This window comes from Pantoea wallisii, assembly GCF_002095485.1.
GTDB classification, from domain to species: domain Bacteria; phylum Pseudomonadota; class Gammaproteobacteria; order Enterobacterales; family Enterobacteriaceae; genus Pantoea; species Pantoea wallisii.
The window spans coordinates 17,583-35,609 of the sequence record NZ_MLFS01000011.1 but is presented as its reverse complement, the minus strand read 5'-3'; the positions used below and the strand labels follow the sequence as shown (position 1 = coordinate 35,609).

General features: G+C 54.9%; 17 protein-coding genes. 8 read left to right on the top strand and 9 right to left on the bottom strand.

Annotation, left to right across the window (positions count from 1 at the left end; genetic code table 11):
* Window positions 1-3 precede the first annotated feature (3 nt).
* From HA48_RS05995 to HA48_RS05975, 5 genes are all read right to left on the bottom strand, one after another.
* Window positions 4-516, bottom strand: a complete 513-nt coding sequence (locus HA48_RS05995; protein WP_128600217.1) for a GNAT family N-acetyltransferase — start codon at window positions 514-516, stop codon at window positions 4-6.
* Between the two features lie 9 nt (window positions 517-525).
* The gene (locus tag HA48_RS05990) at window positions 526-1,458 is read right to left on the bottom strand and encodes an ABC transporter substrate-binding protein (protein ID WP_128600216.1); all 933 of its coding nucleotides are present in this window, start codon (window positions 1,456-1,458) and stop codon (window positions 526-528) included.
* A gap of 16 nt (window positions 1,459-1,474) precedes the next feature.
* Complete coding sequence (locus tag HA48_RS05985) at window positions 1,475-2,788, bottom strand: LLM class flavin-dependent oxidoreductase (protein WP_128600215.1); 1,314 nt, start codon at window positions 2,786-2,788, stop codon at window positions 1,475-1,477.
* Window positions 2,789-2,869: 81 nt separating this feature from the next.
* The gene (locus HA48_RS05980) at window positions 2,870-4,006 is read right to left on the bottom strand and encodes an amidohydrolase (RefSeq protein WP_128600214.1); all 1,137 of its coding nucleotides are present in this window, start codon (window positions 4,004-4,006) and stop codon (window positions 2,870-2,872) included.
* Window positions 4,007-4,021: 15 nt separating this feature from the next.
* Complete coding sequence (locus HA48_RS05975) at window positions 4,022-5,017, bottom strand: MsnO8 family LLM class oxidoreductase (protein WP_128600213.1); 996 nt, start codon at window positions 5,015-5,017, stop codon at window positions 4,022-4,024.
* Between the two features lie 667 nt (window positions 5,018-5,684).
* Between HA48_RS05975 and HA48_RS05970 the strand changes: the two genes are divergently transcribed.
* Together HA48_RS05970 and HA48_RS05965 are read left to right on the top strand one after the other, a co-directional pair.
* On the top strand, window positions 5,685-6,704 hold the full coding sequence (locus HA48_RS05970; protein ID WP_128600212.1) for a glycosyltransferase family 9 protein: 1,020 nt from the start codon (window positions 5,685-5,687) through the stop codon (window positions 6,702-6,704).
* A 418-nt stretch (window positions 6,705-7,122) separates the two neighbouring features.
* Window positions 7,123-7,413 carry a hypothetical protein gene (locus HA48_RS05965; protein WP_128600211.1) on the top strand — a complete coding sequence of 97 codons (291 nt, stop codon included), beginning with the start codon at window positions 7,123-7,125 and terminating at the stop codon, window positions 7,411-7,413.
* Between the two features lie 117 nt (window positions 7,414-7,530).
* Here the strand turns inward: HA48_RS05965 and HA48_RS05960 are convergent, their stop codons facing one another.
* A complete protein-coding gene (locus HA48_RS05960) occupies window positions 7,531-8,037 on the bottom strand; it encodes a hypothetical protein (protein WP_244182805.1) in 507 nt (168 codons plus the stop codon).
* A 39-nt stretch (window positions 8,038-8,076) separates the two neighbouring features.
* Window positions 8,077-9,636: a sensor domain-containing diguanylate cyclase gene (locus HA48_RS05955; RefSeq protein ID WP_128600210.1), complete on the bottom strand. Its 1,560-nt coding sequence runs from the start codon at window positions 9,634-9,636 to the stop codon at window positions 8,077-8,079.
* Window positions 9,637-9,814: 178 nt separating this feature from the next.
* Here HA48_RS05955 and HA48_RS05950 point away from each other — a divergent pair, with 178 nt between their 5' ends.
* The 6 genes from HA48_RS05950 (at window position 9,815) to HA48_RS05925 (ending at window position 16,592) form a co-directional block, all read left to right on the top strand.
* Window positions 9,815-10,246: a peptidase dimerization domain-containing protein gene (locus HA48_RS05950; RefSeq protein ID WP_128600209.1), complete on the top strand. Its 432-nt coding sequence runs from the start codon at window positions 9,815-9,817 to the stop codon at window positions 10,244-10,246.
* 78 nt (window positions 10,247-10,324) lie between these two features.
* On the top strand, window positions 10,325-10,852 hold the full coding sequence (gene blc / locus HA48_RS05945) for an outer membrane lipoprotein Blc (RefSeq protein WP_128600208.1): 528 nt from the start codon (window positions 10,325-10,327) through the stop codon (window positions 10,850-10,852).
* 309 nt (window positions 10,853-11,161) lie between these two features.
* Complete coding sequence (locus HA48_RS05940) at window positions 11,162-12,859, top strand: ABC-F family ATP-binding cassette domain-containing protein (RefSeq protein WP_128600207.1); 1,698 nt, start codon at window positions 11,162-11,164, stop codon at window positions 12,857-12,859.
* A gap of 149 nt (window positions 12,860-13,008) precedes the next feature.
* Window positions 13,009-14,184 carry an efflux RND transporter periplasmic adaptor subunit gene (locus HA48_RS05935; protein ID WP_128600206.1) on the top strand — a complete coding sequence of 392 codons (1,176 nt, stop codon included), beginning with the start codon at window positions 13,009-13,011 and terminating at the stop codon, window positions 14,182-14,184.
* Window positions 14,181-16,118 (top strand): MacB family efflux pump subunit, encoded by a 1,938-nt coding sequence (locus HA48_RS05930; RefSeq protein ID WP_128600205.1) that lies wholly within the window; start codon window positions 14,181-14,183, stop codon window positions 16,116-16,118. The genes HA48_RS05935 and HA48_RS05930 overlap by 4 nt, the downstream gene beginning before the upstream one ends.
* A gap of 189 nt (window positions 16,119-16,307) precedes the next feature.
* Window positions 16,308-16,592 carry a hypothetical protein gene (locus HA48_RS05925; RefSeq protein ID WP_128600204.1) on the top strand — a complete coding sequence of 95 codons (285 nt, stop codon included), beginning with the start codon at window positions 16,308-16,310 and terminating at the stop codon, window positions 16,590-16,592.
* Window positions 16,593-16,885: 293 nt separating this feature from the next.
* On the opposite strand, the gene HA48_RS05920 is transcribed toward HA48_RS05925, so the two are convergent.
* Both HA48_RS05920 and HA48_RS05915 read right to left on the bottom strand, forming a co-directional pair.
* A complete protein-coding gene (locus HA48_RS05920) occupies window positions 16,886-17,101 on the bottom strand; it encodes a YdgH/BhsA/McbA-like domain containing protein (RefSeq protein WP_128600203.1) in 216 nt (71 codons plus the stop codon).
* Window positions 17,102-17,428: 327 nt separating this feature from the next.
* On the bottom strand, window positions 17,429-17,638 hold the full coding sequence (locus tag HA48_RS05915; protein ID WP_128600202.1) for a YdgH/BhsA/McbA-like domain containing protein: 210 nt from the start codon (window positions 17,636-17,638) through the stop codon (window positions 17,429-17,431).
* Window positions 17,639-18,027 lie beyond the last annotated feature (389 nt).

Sequence of the window (18,027 nt, the reverse complement as noted above, 5' to 3'; positions counted from 1 at the left end):
TCCTTAGCTGGCCTGCGCTTCGCTATGCACATCAATGACTTTAAGAAAGCGCAGCCGCCCATCGTGCGGTGGCTGGCCATAAATCTCCATGTCCTCCCGCAGTTCGAACTGCGGTTGATAACCGTGACCGATATAGAGCCGCACCGCTTCCGGCTGGCGGAAGCCGGTGGTCAGGTATACGCGCTGATAACCGGCGCGCAGCGCACGCCGCTCCAGCTCCTGCAAAATCAGCAGCGCCAGCCCCTGACGGCGCAGATCGCTGCGCGTCCAGATGCGCTTCAGCTCCGCTGTCACCGCGTCATAGGGTTTATAGGCGCCCATGGCGATGATCTCACCGTCGCGCTCCAGCACGATAAACAGCCCCTGCGGCGGCAGATACCACTCGGTCAGTTCAGCCTCGTTGTGCTTTTTAAAAAAATCACCGTAGCGGCTGGCGTATTCGCCAAACAGTCCCTGCAGAATCGGCGCCAGCTCCGGGGCTTCGGGTGACACTTCACGGAAAAATTGCTGATTCATGCTCTCTCCTTAATCGCCCAGACCAGCCGGGTTAATCTCTGAGTGCGCCAGACGCTCTACGCCTTCACCCCAGCGGTTCAGTACCTTGTCGTAAGCGCCGTTCTGCATGACGCCATTCAGCGCGGTATTGATCGGTTGCACCAGCCCGTTATCCTTTTTCACCGTCACGGCGATGTGAGCGGCGCGCGGCCAGCCGCCATCCACGCTGCCCACCAGCCGCGTCTGTTTGGTCAGCGCAGCTTTCCAGGCACCAATGACGTTAGGCCCAAAGTAGGCATCGGCGCGCCCGGCCTGCAGCGCCAGCGTTTGCGCGGCATCATCTTTGGTATAAACCGGCGTGAATGGCTTTAATCCTTTGGCCTGATTCTCTTTGTCCCACGTCAGCAGAATGGCCTCCTGATTAGTGCCCGAGCCGACGATGATACGCAGACCGGCAATATCCGCAGCCTTATTCAGCGACGTAATCGGGCTACTGGTTTTGACATAAAAGCCGAGAGAGTCCTTGCGATAGGTAGCAAAATCAAAACGCGTTTTACGCTCCTTCGTGACCGTTACATTGGTGATCGCCGCATCGTATTTGCCTGAGGCCACGCCCAGCGGCCAGTCCTCCCAGGAGGTCGGTACCACATTCAGTTTCAGGCCGAGGCTATCAGCAACCAGGCGAGCGATGTCCACCTCGCTGCCCAGCAGGGTCTTGTTATCATCACTGAACACCGTCAGCGGCGGTGAGTTCTGCGCGGCCACGGCAACCGTGAATGATCCCGGAACGGCAAACCGGTGACCCGGCGGAATCTGCGCAACCGCCGCGTCATTTTTTGGCGTATTGATGGGAACTTTGTTCGCCTCCAGACTCACCTGCTGGCCATTGACGGCCACATCATCAGCGATTGCCGCACTGCTCAGTCCCAGCAACATCAGCGCAATAAAGGATTTTTTCTGCATAGCGTTATCTCGTTTCTTATTGTTGTGTGAAGTGATTAAGCGGATCTTTCAGGCCAAAGCTGGCACGCAGCGTTGTTCCGGGATAAGCCGTACGCGACAGGCCGCGCGCCTGCAGGATCGGTATCACGCGATCCACAAAGCGCTCGAAGGTATCTGGCGTGCCGCCCTGAATAATGAAGCCATCGGTCGCTTCGCTCTCAAACCACAGCTGCAAACCATCCGCAACCTGCTCTGGCGTGCCGTGGAACAGCGGCCGCGGCGTTGCGGCTTCCAGGGCGGCCTGACGCAGGGTATGCCCCTGCTCGCGGGCTTTACGTTTGATCTCATCGGTGGTGCTGCGAAAACTGTTTTGACCGATATCGCCGATATCGGGGAAGGGTTCATCCAGCGGATACTGCGTGAAGTCGTGGTGATCAAAGAAGCGGCCAAGGTAGTTGAGCGCATCGCTGATTGACACCAGCGCAGCCGTGGTCTGGTATTGCTGCTCAACATCCTGCGCATCATCCCCGACAATCACGCTAACGCCCTGGAAGATGTGCAGATCGCCAGGCTCACGGCCGTTGGCCACCAGCTGTTTTTTCACATCCTGATAAAAGGATTGCGCCTCTTCGCGCGTGGACTGGTGAGTGAAAATGGCATCTGCGTGCCGGGCTGCCAGCCTGCGTCCATCTTCCGAGGCTCCGGCCTGAAAGACGATGGGGCGCCCCTGAGGCGTACGCTCAATGTTGAGCGGCCCCTGTACCTGGAAGAAGTCCCCGTGGTGATTAAGCGTATGCAGTTTGCCGGCATCAAAGAACTGGCCGCTGTGCTTATCACGGAGGAACGCGCCTTCCTCCCATGAATCCCATAACCCTTTCACCACCTGTAGATACTCATCGGCGATGCGATAGCGCAGCGCGTGCTCCGGGTGCTGCTGACGTGAAAAGTTCTTCGCGGAGCCCTCCAGCGGCGAGGTCACCACATTCCAGCCTGCGCGACCACCGCTCAGGTGATCAAGGCTGGCGAACTGGCGCGCAACGGTGAACGGTTCGCTGTAGGAGGTTGACACGGTGCCAACCAGCCCCAGATGTTCTGTCACGCCCGCCAGCGCTGACAGCAGCGTTAACGGCTCAAAACGGTTGAGAAAATGTGGGATCGATTTCTCATTAATGAACAGGCCATCGGCAACAAACAGGAAATCCAGTTTGCCGGCCTCCGCTTTTTGCGCAATGCGGCGGGCGTAATCAAAACTGATGCTGGCATTCGCCTGCGCCGCCGGATGACGCCACGCGGACATGTTGCCGGAGGCGCCGTGTAAGATGGTGCCCAGTCGCAGTTGTCTTGCACTCATAATGGTCTCTCTTAGGCTATGGCTCAGCCTGACGGCGACAGCGTGGTCGCCGTACAGCGCTGAAAGGAAATCGGGGTTGGATTAATTCAGAGTGGTGTCGCGACATCGCGCGCTGAGCTGCTGCAGAGCCTGGTGCGCAAGCTGACTAAAATAGTGCGCCGCGGGCGCGATCAACGCCTCATCCGGATTGAAGCCGCCGTGGTGCAGGCCATACGCGCTGGCGCTGCCAATGCTGACAAAGGCACCGGGAATCTGTTGCAGATAGAAAGCAAAATCTTCGCCGCCAAGATGCAGCTCCGCAGTTTGCACCTGATAGCCCACCTGCTGCGCTACGCGGCTGGCGAACTGTGCCCAGTGCGGATCGTTCTCCAGCACCGGTGGGCCGGCATGCCAGCTGAAGGTGGCGCGAGCCCCGCTGGCTGCGGCGACACTCTCTACCAGCTGGCGCGCACGCTGCTCCAGTCGGGCGCGCACCTGCTTGTCATGCGTACGCACCGTACCGCCAAATCCGGCTTCGCCCGGATCGGCTGGATTATCTCTCTGTGCCTCAATACGCGTCACGCTCAACACCAGGCTATCGAGCGTATTGAAGCTGCGCGTGGTGAGCGATTGCAGTGCCTGAATGATCTGGCTGGCAACCAGAATGGCGTCTGTTCCCGATGTCGCGCGCTCTACACGCACGATAAATTTGTCTGCGTTGGCGTAAAAAGCCCCGGCGCGCGTAGCAAAGGTGCCGGTAGGCAGACCCGGTTCGTTGTGCATACCGAAGATGGCCTGTACCCCCTCCAGCACGCCCGACGCAATCAGTGTGCGCGCGCCGGTGGCGTTCTCTTCCGCTGGCTGAAACAGAATCCGCACGCGGCCAGCCAGCCGATCCTCGACAGCTTTCAGCTGCAGTGCCGCGCCAAGCATGACGGCGCTGTGCACATCGTGACCGCAGGCGTGCATGACGCCACTGTTACGCGAACGCCAGGCCAGCCCGGTGGCCTCATGGATCGGCAGCGCATCAATATCGGCACGCAGCGCAATCAGCGCTTCACCTTGCCCTACCTCAGCGACCAGGCCGGTTTCCAGCGGATAGTCCGGCACGCGCAGGCCCGCCTGCTGCAGCCAGCGACGCAGCCGCGCAGTGGTTTCCACTTCATGACCAGAGAGCTCAGGCCAGCTGTGGAGTTCACGCCGCCACGCTATCAGCTGTTGTTCGTTGACTTGCGTCATGGATGCCTCCGCCACTCAGGCTGTGACCAGCCGATGCGTAGCCAGCAGTTCAAGCGATGCCAGCCGCGCCTGCTCTTCCGCTATCGGAGTATCAATCACAAACTCTTCAATGCCGAAGCGCTGGTGCAGCGTCTCAAGCTGAGCATGTACCTGTGCTGCAGTCCCCTTCAGCAGCGAAGGTGTGCGCGGCTCAATAACGTAATCGGTATAGCCGCCCTGGCGCACATAGCGCTCCGCCTGCTCGACGCTGCCGACGTTTACGCTTTGTCCGCCTGCGACACGTACGTGATAAATGCGCAGCGTATCGACCAGCAGATCGGCGGCGGCTGGCGAGTCTGCCACCACCACCTGAACCGCCACCAGCGCCCGCTGGCCGTTACTGAGCGCGTGATAACGATGCAGTACCTGCTGCATGAGCTGCGGATCGCCGTTGTGATGTGCGGCAAACACCAGCTGCCAGCCTGCCTCCGCCGCCAGACGGGCGCTCTCTTCGCTGGCGCCCAGCAGAAAGCGTTGTGCCGGACGCGGTGGCAGCGGCGTAGCACGCAGAATCTCTTCATTACCGACCGGCGGCACATTCAGCCAGCTATCAAGCAGCGCCAGCTGCTCTGCAAAGCTCCCTTTCTCTGCCTGATGTACGCCCAGCTGGAGCGCACGCGTTGAGAGCGGCAAACCGCCGGGGGCTTTACCAATGCCAAGATCGATGCGCCCCGGCGCCAGCGCGGCCAGCAGATTGAAGTTTTCGGCGACTTTATAGGGGCTGTAGTGTTGCAGCATTACGCCGCCGGAACCGACGCGGATGTGATGCGTCTGGCCGATGATCCATGCGATGAGTAACTCGGGTGACGGGCTCGCCAGCTGTTCAGTGTTGTGGTGCTCTGCCAGCCAGAAGCGGTGGTAACCCCAGGCTTCTGCCAGTTGTGCCAGCTTAAGGGTACGATGCAGCGCATGGCTGGCGCTCTCTCCGCTGCTAATCGGCGATTTATCCAGCAAACTGAGTCGGTATGACATGCGCCTTATCCTTGTCGTAATGAATATGGCGACCAGTGTGGAGCGGCGGAATATATTTCGTAAAACATGTTATTGTTATAATCTTTGCAATTTTTTGACTATTAGTATTTTAACAACGGCACTCTGCGGTAATATCTGTAAAAATGGCAAACCCCAAACGAAATATTTTCATTTTCCTGACTGACACATATTGTGTTTGAAATATAAAATTTCCGTGAGGGCATTGCAGTAACGGAAGCGAAAATATGAAGTGAACAACGTTGATTGAAACCCCGTTTTTGGCTGTATGCTGCATCGAACGCTTAATAAATCTTCAAAAGACGTGAGTATATTTAACTCTATCAGATAGGTTATCTGGTTCGCCGCCGTACAGAGGCGCTGCCTGGCTACTATACAGCGCATCATCAGCGATGCCTGATGAATGATTATCTGAAGTCGTTACATGAAGCTTATTTATTGATTTATAATAAAAAAACAGTAAAAACTCTGTGCAAGGTCTAACTTCTCAGGTCTTTGCCTGTCTCCGAACAAGCTGTAGCACGCTTAGGCTTTAGCAACCGCTGGTTGACCATGAATGAGGTCGGCGGCTATAGTCGCCTGCATTTGCAACCCTCAGCAGCACAAAACTCCCGGCGATTTCATACGCAAGGAAACGAAAGGAAGAGCCATGAAGATACTGATCATTCGTCGCGATAATATTGGCGATCTGATTTTAACTACACCATTAATAGCTTCACTGGCAGAGAAATTCAATGTCAAAATCGATGTGCTGGTTAACACCTATAATCAATCTGTTTTAGAAAACAACCCGCACATTGGTCGCATTCATATTTACAGTAAACTGCACCACCGTAAACATGGACAATCAGCGCTGAGTGTTATCATGCGTCGCATCAAGACCTATATTGATATACGTTTTGCCCGTTACGACGTAGCGATCATTGCACGCGAAGGTTTTACCAAACGGCAACTGCACTGGGCGAAAATATCGGGTGCGAAACGTACTATTGCCTTCGGTAACGACGCTTCGGGTTCAATAACAGACGCAATAGGGAAAACGCAGGATAAACGTCATATTGTCGAACTGCTTGCCGATCTGGCTAAACCGCTGGGCGCCTACAGTGAACCCGGCCCGCTGGAACTGTATGTTTCAGAGGATGAGTTAACCTCGATAGCGCAAAAAATAGCTGCTCCTCAGGATATCCCGGTGTACGGATTACAGATTAGCGCCAGGAAACCGCTGCAACAGTGGCAGGCGGAAAAGTTTGTCGAACTGGCACACAGAATAAGCCAGCGCGAAAAGTGCCACTTCCTTCTGTTCTGGTCACCCGGTTCTGCTGATAATAAAGAGCATCCGGGTGACGATGAAAAAGCGCAACGGATAATGAGCGCCTGTAAGGATATCTCCATTACTCCGGTGGCGACAAAAAATCTGCGCGAGTTAATGGCTGCCATGACGCTATGCGATCAGATATTGACCAGCGACGGCGGAGCCTTACACATTGCAGCGGGCGTCGGTGTGCCGGTGGTGGCGATGTTTGGCAACAGCGATGCGTGGTTTTGGGGCCCATGGGGCGTCCCGCATGAAACTCTGGAAGCACCAGACAGAAATGTGAACCTGCTTAGCGTCGATGCGGTTGATGAGCGCTTTATCCAGCTGCGCAGACGTGTGCTGGCTGCTGAATAATGCGGCGCTGCATATAACGAATCAATTCTAAAAAGTCAGCGTGCGTGCAGCAAGAATTACTGCATTCGCTGCTGGCTTGCTGCGAAATATCTCTTCCAGCTCGTGCATTATTTTATTACTGAGATAATTCCTTATTTTTGCTCGAACAAACAGTGCCACGCATAAATTGAGCCGCAGACATCGCTAAACACAGCGGCAAAATAATAAATATTGTGTGCTGCACGAAGATATTTATCGTACCAGATCAGGTGCCCACATTCATGATAGCTGCCGTGCGTTTGCATACGGTTCCGCTTATTCAGTCTGGTCGTATCGATGCGCCTTATTTCTCTCCTTAAGATATTTCCTAATATATGGAAAATATAATTTCGTCCGCTAAACTTAAGTAAACTTAAATTAGCGTCTGTGAGGTGCTGCGATGAATAACTACACAATCCGGGTAGAGTTAAGTGAACCTACGCCAAACATGCATATCGAATTGCTCTATACCATGCTGGAAAATGGCTTTTCGCGCAGCGTGGTGTGTGAAAAAGGTAACACTTATGCGCTGCCTTCCAATGAATTTACCTATGTCGGCACCGAGAATATCCGGAGCCTTACCGATCGTATTGCTAACCTGATAAATAGCTTTAGCCACGATCCGGCCGTGTTTATCAGCCGCTCAGAGGAGCGCTGCTGGTCGGGATTGAGGAGCATTAATCTGAGCTGACGCCGCACTTGTGCGGCGGCGCCATAGATGAGTTAAGAAAACTTACATTTTTACAGTGCAGCTAGCTTTTGGCATCGTCTAAAGCAGGCATATCCGGTGTACGGCTTACCCTGTGCATTAATGCCTGACGGTAAGGTGTGGCGAGCTGTGCCGGAACGCGCCGGATATAGTCGTAAGCATGCGCTGCCGTTTCGCCCTGCAGGCTGATAAGTGCGCCAGAACATCGTCACAGCCTGGAATACGCCCCTCAACATGTTGAAAACGCGGCGGCAAGGCGGTCCAGATAACGGCATCAACGCCATGGTTGATTGCCCAGGTCGCCAGTGCTCCCGGTGCCTGCTGTGGATTGAGCAGGATACCTACACCATCGCAACGCTCATCAGGAATGGCTTCCCGCTCCCGTAAGGCGCGACAAGCTTCTGTCAAATCGGTCGTACTTAGCGGCGCCCACAACACCGGAACCGGCACGGCGTTGATACACAGCGCGGTTGCCACTTCGCCACCATCCCCGATGCGCGAGAACTCAATCGGTAACTGCGGGCCATCCGTCTGCCACTCCGCAGCGATGGGCAAATTCCCGGGTTTCCAGATTAACGATCCCCATCCAAGACAGGCAATTTTCATGAGTATTTCCCTCTTGATCAATATGATTTTGCGTCTGAATCAGACCGTCTCTTCACTGCCTTTTACCTGGTTGCGGCCAGACTGCTTGGCGAAATAGAGCGCCCGGTCGGCCTGCGCAATCAGCGCTTCTCGCGTCGGGCCCTCATCGGCCGGTATCTGTGCGGCATAGCCGGCACTCAGTGTCACTTGCTGAGAGGGCAGATCAGAAGATCGATGCGGTATGTGCAGCTCCCGGATGGCGGCGGCGGCGTTCGTGGCGATCGCTTTAGCGTGCTGGTTATCGGCCCCCGGCAGAATAATGGCGAACTCTTCCCCGCCATAACGGGCAACCAGATCCGTACTGCGCAACGGCAACGCATTCAACGCATAGGCAATGCGCTGCAGGCACGCATCACCGGCGACATGACCGTAGGTATCATTGAAGCGTTTGAAGAAATCGATATCTATCATCACCAGCGCTACGGGTTCCGCACGCTGGCGGGCAAGCGTCAGCGCTTCATCAAGATAGCGATCGAACTCGCGCCGGTTTGCCAGATTGGTCAGCGCATCTCTGTGCGCCATGCGTGACAAGGTGTTGTTGGCTTTTTTCAACTCGTCGCGCAGGCTGGTGAGCTCACTCTGATAGCGCAGACTTCGCTGTGCCTGGCGCATGACATAGATACCCAGCGCCACAATGATGCCGATCAGCGCCAGACTGAGCGCAACATCCTGCACCCGGCTCTTCAGCCAGCGCATAAAAAGATCCTGCGTGTCATAGCCGGCAGCCACGATCAGGGGATAACGATCGGAGCTGGCAAAGCCGAAGATGCGTTTTTTTCCATCCAGCGCAGCCGTCCACTGTCCACTGCCCCGGCTCATGTGTGAGAGTTTTTCACTGAATAACGGACTGGAAGAGAGGTTTTTACCGATATAGCTGTCAGGCATGGGGCGCGCATACAGCACTGAGCTATCCGCCAGCATCAGCACCAGTACGTCGCGTTTACCCATCTCGTAATAGCTGTAGAAGCGTCGGAAATAATCCACTTTAATGGTCGCCAGCAGCACGCCCTGAAATCCGTGGTATGCATCGCTGACGCGTAACGAGACCGGAATAACCAAATCCCCCGTGCTGCGACTGCTAATCACCGGGCCCGGATGAATACTGTTGCGCAAGTTGTTGCGCTGATAGATAAAATATTCGCGATCGGAATTATTGATACCCGCCGGCGTTTGCGCCGCAGAGGTCGCAATCCACTTGCCTTGCGCATCGTAGTAAAAAAGCCCGTGTAACTGAGGCAGACGGTGCTGCAACTCCCGCATGGTTTGGCTCAGGGCCGGGCCATCTACGCCAGTGCTCAGTTGCCCCTCCACTACACGCTGCAGTTCCCGCAGCGAAAGTTCGGTTTGTAAGAAGGTGTCTTCCGCCTGACGTGCCTGCGAAAGAGAGAGGTTGATGGCAGTCTCTTCCGTCTGGCTTACGGTCTCATTCCAGTCAGCATGCATGGTCCATGCACTGATCCCAGCCACCGCTGCCACCAGCAAAATCCAGGCAAGCGTAATACTCTTAATCAGGGATTCGCTCATCACCCCCGCATTCTCACGTGATTTACGTTTGATCATCCGCTTCCTCTCACACACCTATTAATGAGTTAAGCAGATGAAACGCATTACGAAAGCGCTATCCCGCTAAACGGCAAGAAATATGTCGCGTCGATTTATGTGGCTGAAAGCGCGGCTTGCTATTTTTTGCGCAAAGCTTAGCGAAATTTTTTAGTTCAACTCATGCGTTCTGGATTTGATGATTTCCGCCTGCCGGACACACTATTACTCAGGAAGTCATCATGCCGATTCAGCCACACCTGCATTCACCCATCGTTTTACTCTTACCCTTACCGGCAAAGGTGCGCATGCTGCGCGCCCGCATGAAGGTATTGATAGCATCGTTGTCGGCAGTCACATTATTACGGCGCTGGCAACGCTGATGCAGCAAACGACGCGCAAGGGTCCGGTGGCACGGATTACTGTCACGCGCTTTCTCGCCGGTAATAGCTGGAATGTTTTGCCGCCGCAAGCACAGGTTGAGGGCGTGCTGCTGGCAGAGGATGTTGCTGTGCGTCGGCAGTTAATGTTACAGGCCACCACATTGATCGCCCATACTGCGCAGGCGTTTGGCGCGCAGGCTGAGATTGCCTGGCAGCCTGACTCACCGGAAAACGCGAGTGCAGGATAGCGCACCAGGCGGAAACCCTAAAACGCGATCCTTATCTATAATCCTTTGAGGATTAGGCAAAATAGTGAAGGAGTTGCGATGAAAATCTGGCCGTTGGTTGCCATTACGGCGTTGTCATTAACATTAGTTGCCTGCAAATCGCCCACGCCACCAAAAGGGGTGCAGCCTGTTAGCCATTTCGATGCGGAACGCTATCTGGGCAAATGGTACGAGATTGCCCGTCTCGACCACCGCTTTGAGCGCGGGAAAGATCACGTCACCGCCACGTACGCTAAGCGCAGCGACGGCGGTCTGAGCGTGATCAATCGCGGCTACGATCCTGAGAAGAAAAAGTGGGACCAGAGCGAAGGCAAAGCTTACTTTACCGGTAAGCCTGATGTTGCTGCGCTGAAAGTGTCATTTTTTGGCCCGTTCTATGGGGGTTACAACGTGATCGCGCTGGATGATAACTACCAGTACGCACTGGTTGCCGGACCCAATCGTGACTATCTGTGGATTCTGTCACGTCAGCCAACCCTTCCCTCTGCAGTAAAACAGCAGTATCTGGCACTTGCGCAAAAACTCGGTTTCGCCACCGACAAGCTCATCTGGGTTGATCAATCCTGATGCAACTCCTGTGCAGCACCTCACAGGGCTGCACATTTAACACTGGCGTAACACATGCAGGCGCATTATCATTCCTGCACCGATTCACCCCACTGATAACTAAGGAGGATTACTATGCCACTGTGTGAATTGTTTATACACTCACACGCGTATAGCGATTGGCTCTGCTCAGGTTTACCGCACGCGTGCTGCGATAATCCGTCCTGAGCGAAGCTTATAAAATTTAACCCCTTCTCTCCGACTTACCGGGTTGTCGTCAGCGTTTTTTGACGTCAGGCGTTGTTACGTCTGCAACTTGTGAGTAAGCACATGAGCACACTACTTTCCGCACACGCTGTCGGCTATGAAAATGCCTTCGGTACACTCTTTCACAACATCAATTTCAGCCTGAAAAAAGGCGACCGCATTGGGCTTCTTGGCGATAACGGCACGGGCAAGAGTACCCTGCTAAAAATCCTGAGCGGCGAACTGGCGCCTGGCCAGGGCAGCGTCACGCCTGCATCGAGCTGCTTACTGGCGCGGATTGAGCAGCATCTGCCCACTGAAATCGCACACGCCACCCTGCTGGATGCGGTCATCGCACGCCAGCCCGGTTGCGAACGCTGGCGTGCCGAAGCGCTGCTTGACAGCCTCGGGTTCACCGCGGCACAGCAACAGCAAACCGCAGCAACTTTAAGTGGCGGCCAGCATATGCGCCTGCTGCTGGCGCGTGCGCTGATTATCCAGCCAGATTTACTGCTGCTGGATGAGCCCAGTAACCATCTCGATCTGCCGATGCTGCTCTGGCTGGAGAACTTCCTCAACGGCTGGAACGGCAGTTTTGTCCTGGTTTCTCATGACAGCACACTGCTGGACCGCGTAACCAATTGCAGCTGGATTTTGCGCGACCGTTCGCTGCAGCTCTTCCGGTTGCCCTGCTCCGCTGCGCGCCTGGCGCTGGCAGAGCAGGATCAGGCGGATGCGCAGCGTCATCAGGCTGAGCAGAGAGAGATCGAGCGGGTTGAGAAAAGCGCTAAGCGGCTGGCGATTTGGGGGCGCACCTACGATAACGAAGGTCTGTCACGTAAAGCGCAGCAGATGGACAAGCGCGTTAGCTGGCTGAAGGAGGCGCAGACAACGCTAACGGAGGGCAGTTTATGGCAGCTCCAGCTGCGCGGCGAAGCGCTGGATGCCGATCGCGTACTGGCACTGCCGGAGATGCGCGTGTATCCGGCCGCTGATGCGCCCGCCCTGTTCTCTCTGCCTGCGTTGCAGGTCAAAAGCGGTGACCGCGTAGCGATTGTCGGGCAAAACGGCTCCGGCAAATCGTCGCTGCTGCGCCAGCTATGGCAAGCGTATCAGCGCGCGGACAGCGGGCTGTTTCACCCGCGTGCGCACGTGGGCTATTACGATCAGAGCCTGCAGCAACTTGATGATGCGCTGACCCTGCACGAGGCACTGCTGCCCTTTGCGTCACTCAGTGATGAACAGTGTAAGATGGCGCTGATCGCCGCCGGTTTCCCTTATCTGCGCCATCGGCAGCAGGTTGCGTCCCTGAGCGGCGGCGAGCGGGCACGGCTGCTGTTTGTTGGGCTGACGCTGGCGCGCTATTCACTGCTGCTGCTTGATGAGCCGACAAACCATCTCGATATGGTCGGTAAAGAGGAGCTGGCGCAGGCGCTGAATCAGTATGAAGGTGCAGTATTGCTGGTGTCTCACGACCGCAGCTTGATCGCCAGCTGCTGTAACCGGTTCTGGCTGATCGCGCAGCAACAGCTGAGTGAGTGGCACAATCCTGACGAGGCTACCGCACGGTTAAGCCAGGTGGAGCAACCGCTTATGGCCAGGCCAACGTCGGCTCCGTCTATTGTACCCGGCGGCGATGAAGATGCGCTGTTCGATGCCCTGTGTGAACTGGAAAACAAATTGGCCGAAGATGTCTCACGTAAGGCGAAGCATCAGAAACCCGCATTGCAGCAGGCGTGGCGGGCGGAGATTGCGCGCCTGAAGGCGTTGCTGCAGCTGTAGCACGACTCTTTAATGCGTTAACCCGTATGGCGGCCTGAGGATGCTCAGGTCGCCAGTTCAATGCCCAACCGCTGACAAAATTCCCTGCGATTTTTCTCCTGTTTGTCCCGCTTAGTGATTATTATTCTCACCAGATAATAGGGATGACTATGCGTAATAACTCTAAAAAATGGCTGTTTACCGCGCTGGCGGTAGTGATAGTCGCGCTCATCGTTTGGGCGTATTCGGCCTCGCGCCCGCAGCCCAATCCGCTGATGACGGCAACGGTACGTCAGGGCAGTATCGAAAATGTGATTGCCGCCACCGGTAAGATGGATGCCGTCGAGCGTGTTAACGTTGGTGCGCAGGTCTCGGGTCAGGTGAAAAAACTGTATATCAAAGCGGGTGACAAGGTCAGTAAAGGCGAACTGATAGCGGAGATTGACGATCAGCCGCAGCGCAGCGATCTGCGTAATGCGCAGGCGGCGCTCAGCGTGGCGCAGGCCGATCTGCAAACCCGTGAAGCAACGCGCGTGCGCCAGCAGGCACAATATCAGCGCTTACAGCAGATGCTGAAAAGCAACGCCGTTTCCCGCCAGGATTACGATACCGCCGCCGAAGCGTGGCGCATCGCGCAGGCGGAGCTTACCGCGCAACAGGCGCGGGTGATTCAGGCGCAGATTGAAGTGGATAAGAAGCAGCTCGATCTCAGCTATACCCGTATTATGGCGCCGATCGATGGCACGGTAGTGGCTATCGTGACGAAGCAGGGCCAAACGGTTAACGCTGTACAGAGCGCGCCTACCATTGCCAAACTGGCGCAGCTCGACACCATGACCATCAGGGTGCAAATCTCTGAAGCGGATATCAACAATATCCATCCGGGTCAGCAAGCCTGGTTCACCACCTTTGCCAATCCCGACAAGCGTTACAATGCCACGCTGCGCAGTATTGAACTGGCCCCGGAATCGGTGATGAAGGATGATGCGCTGATGGGCAACAGTGAGAGCCCGTCAGGCAGCACCACCAATGCAGCGGTCTATTACAATGCGCTGCTGGATGTGCCTAACAGCGACAACACGCTGCGTATCGCCATGACGGCGCAGGTGAACCTGCTGCGTGATGCGGCAAAAGAGGCGCTGTTGATCCCGGTGCAGGCCACAAAAAAAGCGCGCGATGGTCGAACCTGGGTCAACGTGCCGGACGCCAATAACCAGCCACAGAGACGTTATATCACCACCGGGATCAGTGACAGCGTCGATATTCAGGTGCTGAGCGGCCTGCAGGCAGGTGAGAAAGTGATTCTTGCCACTCAGCAGCCGGGCACGGACAAGGTGGTGATGTGAGTATCATTGAGCTGCACAACATCCAGCGCAGCTATGTGAATGGTGCCCAATCTCTGCATGTGCTGAAAAACGTTAATCTGCAGATCGCTGCCGGAGAGTGCGTGGCGATTATCGGGCCGTCCGGATCCGGCAAATCCACACTGCTCAACATTCTTGGCTGTCTGGATGCGGCTGACAGCGGTGACTATCTCATTAGCGGACAGAATACCGCCACGCTGTCGCCGGATGCGCTGGCAAAAGTACGCCGCGAACATATCGGGTTCATCTTCCAGCGCTACCACTTGATGCCGGACCTCACGGCGCTTAGCAATGTTGAGATCCCGGCCATATACGCCAATGCATCCGGCAAAGCACGCCGCCAGCGCGCGGCAGATCTGCTCGCCAGGCTGGGACTGCAGGGGCGCGAGCACCATAAACCCGGTGAACTCTCCGGAGGTCAGCAGCAGCGCGTCAGTATCGCGCGTGCGCTGATCAACAGTGCAGAGATCATTCTGGCGGATGAGCCTACCGGCGCGCTGGATTCACGCGCCGGGGAAGAGGTGCTGCGTATTCTCAGCGATCTGCACCGGGAGGGCCATACCGTCATTATCGTGACGCATGACATGAAAGTGGCGCAGCACGCCGATCGCATCATCGAAATTCAGGATGGTGAGATCGTCGCCGATAGCGGCCGTAAAACGCCCCTTCAGCAGACAAGTTACAACCCGGTAACGCGCAGGCCACAAAGCGTGCTGCGTGGGTGGGTGGATCGCCTGCGTGAATCGCTGCGCATGGCGCTGCATGCCATGAATGCGCATCGGCTGCGTACGGCCCTGACCATGACCGGAATCATTTTTGGTATAGCCGCCGTGGTGACCGTGGTCGCGCTGGGCCAGGGCGCGCGCGAAAAGACGCTGGAGAGTATCTCCGGGCTTGGCACGAACGTTGTCTCAATCTATGCCGGAGGCGATTTTGTCGAGGATGAAGCTCACCCGGTGCAAACGCTGGTGATGGCAGATGCAGAGGTGATCGCCCGTCAGCAGTTTGTGGCGGCCGTCAGCCCGGAGATTATCGCTACGCAGCCCATTCGTTATCTCTCAAATGCTTCAAAGACGTCGGTTTCCGGTGTCGGCAAAGACTATTTTGACATTCAGGGCATCAGGCTGGTGGAGGGCAGCAACTTCAGCGATGAGCGCCACGCGCGTCAGGAGATCATCATTGACGTTAACACGCGCAATAAGCTGTTTGGTGAGCATGGCGCCAGCCCTGTCGGAAAGATGATCGTTCTGGGTTCTGTGCCGGTGCGCGTCATTGGCGTGGCAAACAATGAAGATGGCCTCTCACCTAACCGCCTTAGCGTCTGGCTGCCGTGGAGCACCGTGATGTATCGCATCAGCGGACAGACCGCGCTGACCAGCATCAGTATCAAACTGAAGCAGGATGTGGTGAGCGGGCCGGCGGTGGAGTCCCTGACGCAGCTCCTGACCACGCGGCACGGCACTAAAGATTTCCTGGTATTTAACCGTGACAAGTACCGTAAAGCTATCGAAGGGGCAGCGGCCACGCTCACCCTGCTGATTTTGATGGTGGCCTCCATCGCATTGATGATCGGCAGCATTGGCGTGATGAATATCATGCTGGTATCGGTCACTGAACGTACTCATGAGATTGGCGTACGCATGGCCGTGGGTGCGCGACGCGGCGACATCATGCAGCAATTTATGATAGAAGCTGTGTTGGTGTGCCTGGTTGGCGGTTCACTGGGGGTTGCGCTCTCTCTGGTGATCGGGCCGGTTATTTCACTGCTGGCAGGTGGCGTACTCACTGCCATCTACTCCTGGCAATCAGCAGGCGCAGCTTTCGCCTGCTCCACCCTTATTGGTATGCTTTTCGGTTACTTACCGGCGCGCAAAGCGGCACGTATGGACCCGGTTGCCGCACTGGCCAGCGAATAAAAGGCACGCCACCGGCTCGCTATCCGGAGCCGGTTATCTTGTTTACTCTGGTACGACCATTTCAAGTCAATTCCTAAAGTGAAATGATTAAATGGCTATGCGGCTAATTCGCGGCGTAAACTGACCACGCTTCTATTTTAGATACGCCTCGTTATTTATTTGTCGCTATAAAATGCCAGAGAGTCCGTTATGTTAGAACCCTGTTATTTTTATTTATGTCCCGATCCGGACGACGGTTGGATATTACATAAAAAAGGCTGTTACGTGCTTGAGTTCGAAGAAGAGAAACTGTTTATCGGTTCGCTATATACTGCGCAACAGGCGCTTACCGTCGCGCGCATTCGCTGTTCCCCGGTAGTTTACTGCAGTGACTGCCTGATAAATAAATCCCACAGGCAGGTGAAAAAATCGGCCCCCCAAAAAGCAAAGAGCGTGATTGCACAACGCCATTTCAATGACGATAAAAAGAAATAGATTAAGCAGCATAATTAAATGACGAACACCTGAAGTTCGCATTAATTAAATATCATCAGATGAATCTTAATTAATTTGCCAGAATGGGATGAATTTACGTCCGGCGCAATATTTGCAAAATGCGAAACGCACCAGAGCGTAACTTATCCACATTACGCGTGCAGAAAGACCGGCCAAATCTGTGGATAAGCGGTGCATTGCCGCTGTTCACGTGCGCTGCAGGATGTTGCTCATTTTTTGAACACCAGAAACAGCAAAGCCGCCCGAAGGCGGCCTTAACGCGCTGTCAGAACTTATTTATACAGTTCAGCAGTCATGTGCACACGGTTGTTGGTGTTAGCTTCCGTGATTTTGTACTGAGCGCCCTGCTCCTGAGCCTGTGCAGCAACTTTTGCTTCTGCACCATCCAGGGTGGATGAGGTCACGGAGACAGTTTGTGCGAAGCTGGCAGCTGACATAAGTGAAAGAGCGGCAACAGCGGCGATTGACATAGCTTTAATGGTTTTCATGGTCTTAATCCTTAATGGTTGAGTCAGAAGGCTGAATGCCTTCGATGCGCATAATAATAACTCTGGTTACTGTTTCTGTATTGATAATTAGTGCGGTCATCATGATCGCGCTAATTATATCCGCGTTAAGGGCTGTGCCATCCGTTCCCGCACGGTAGCCATAAATTGTGGCCAGTGGGCAAAAAGGATAACCGGCATGCGGGCATGTCGCTGCGTTCTTAATGCATCCACAAACGCGATAGCCTGCGCGGTAATGTCACGATTTTGCTGCATCTTTTATCCCTCTTGCCTGCTGCCCTGGCGGCACTATTACCTGATGTCGCGGACTTATTTGCTAAGCTCAGCGGAGATCATGGCACCGTTATCAAAACGCGCGCTGGTGATTTTATAAACCGCGCCCTCTTGTTTCGCCTGCGCCGCGATTTTGGCTTCTGCACCGTCCAGCGTTGAAGCGGAAGCGGTAATGCTTTGTGCAAAAGTGGTGAATGAAACAAATGAAAGAGCGATAACTGCAACGAAAGTTTTGATGGTTTTCATGGTCGTTTCCTCAGAGTGTTTTTAATTTGTGAGGCGTTCTGCCTCGATGTGAGAAAGAATAGACCTGTTACGCAGTGACTAAAAGCTGAACTTCTTGCTGATAGAGTTCAAAAAAAATGAATAAGCTTACCCGGAGCAAAAGTTATCGTCATGCAGGATTGATGGGGCAACTTATAGGGCGACTAAGCTGTAGATAACGGGCGCAGAGGCACTGGCGCAATGATTGAGGCACGATGCACTCTGCTGTGTATTTTCGGTGCAACTTTCACTAGTTTTCGTGAAGCGCAATAGTGCATGCCATTATTTATCAATCACATAGGTGAGAATAAATAACAATAATGATGATTATTCGTTGCCGGAAGCGTGTCACAATGGTGCGATATGACCAG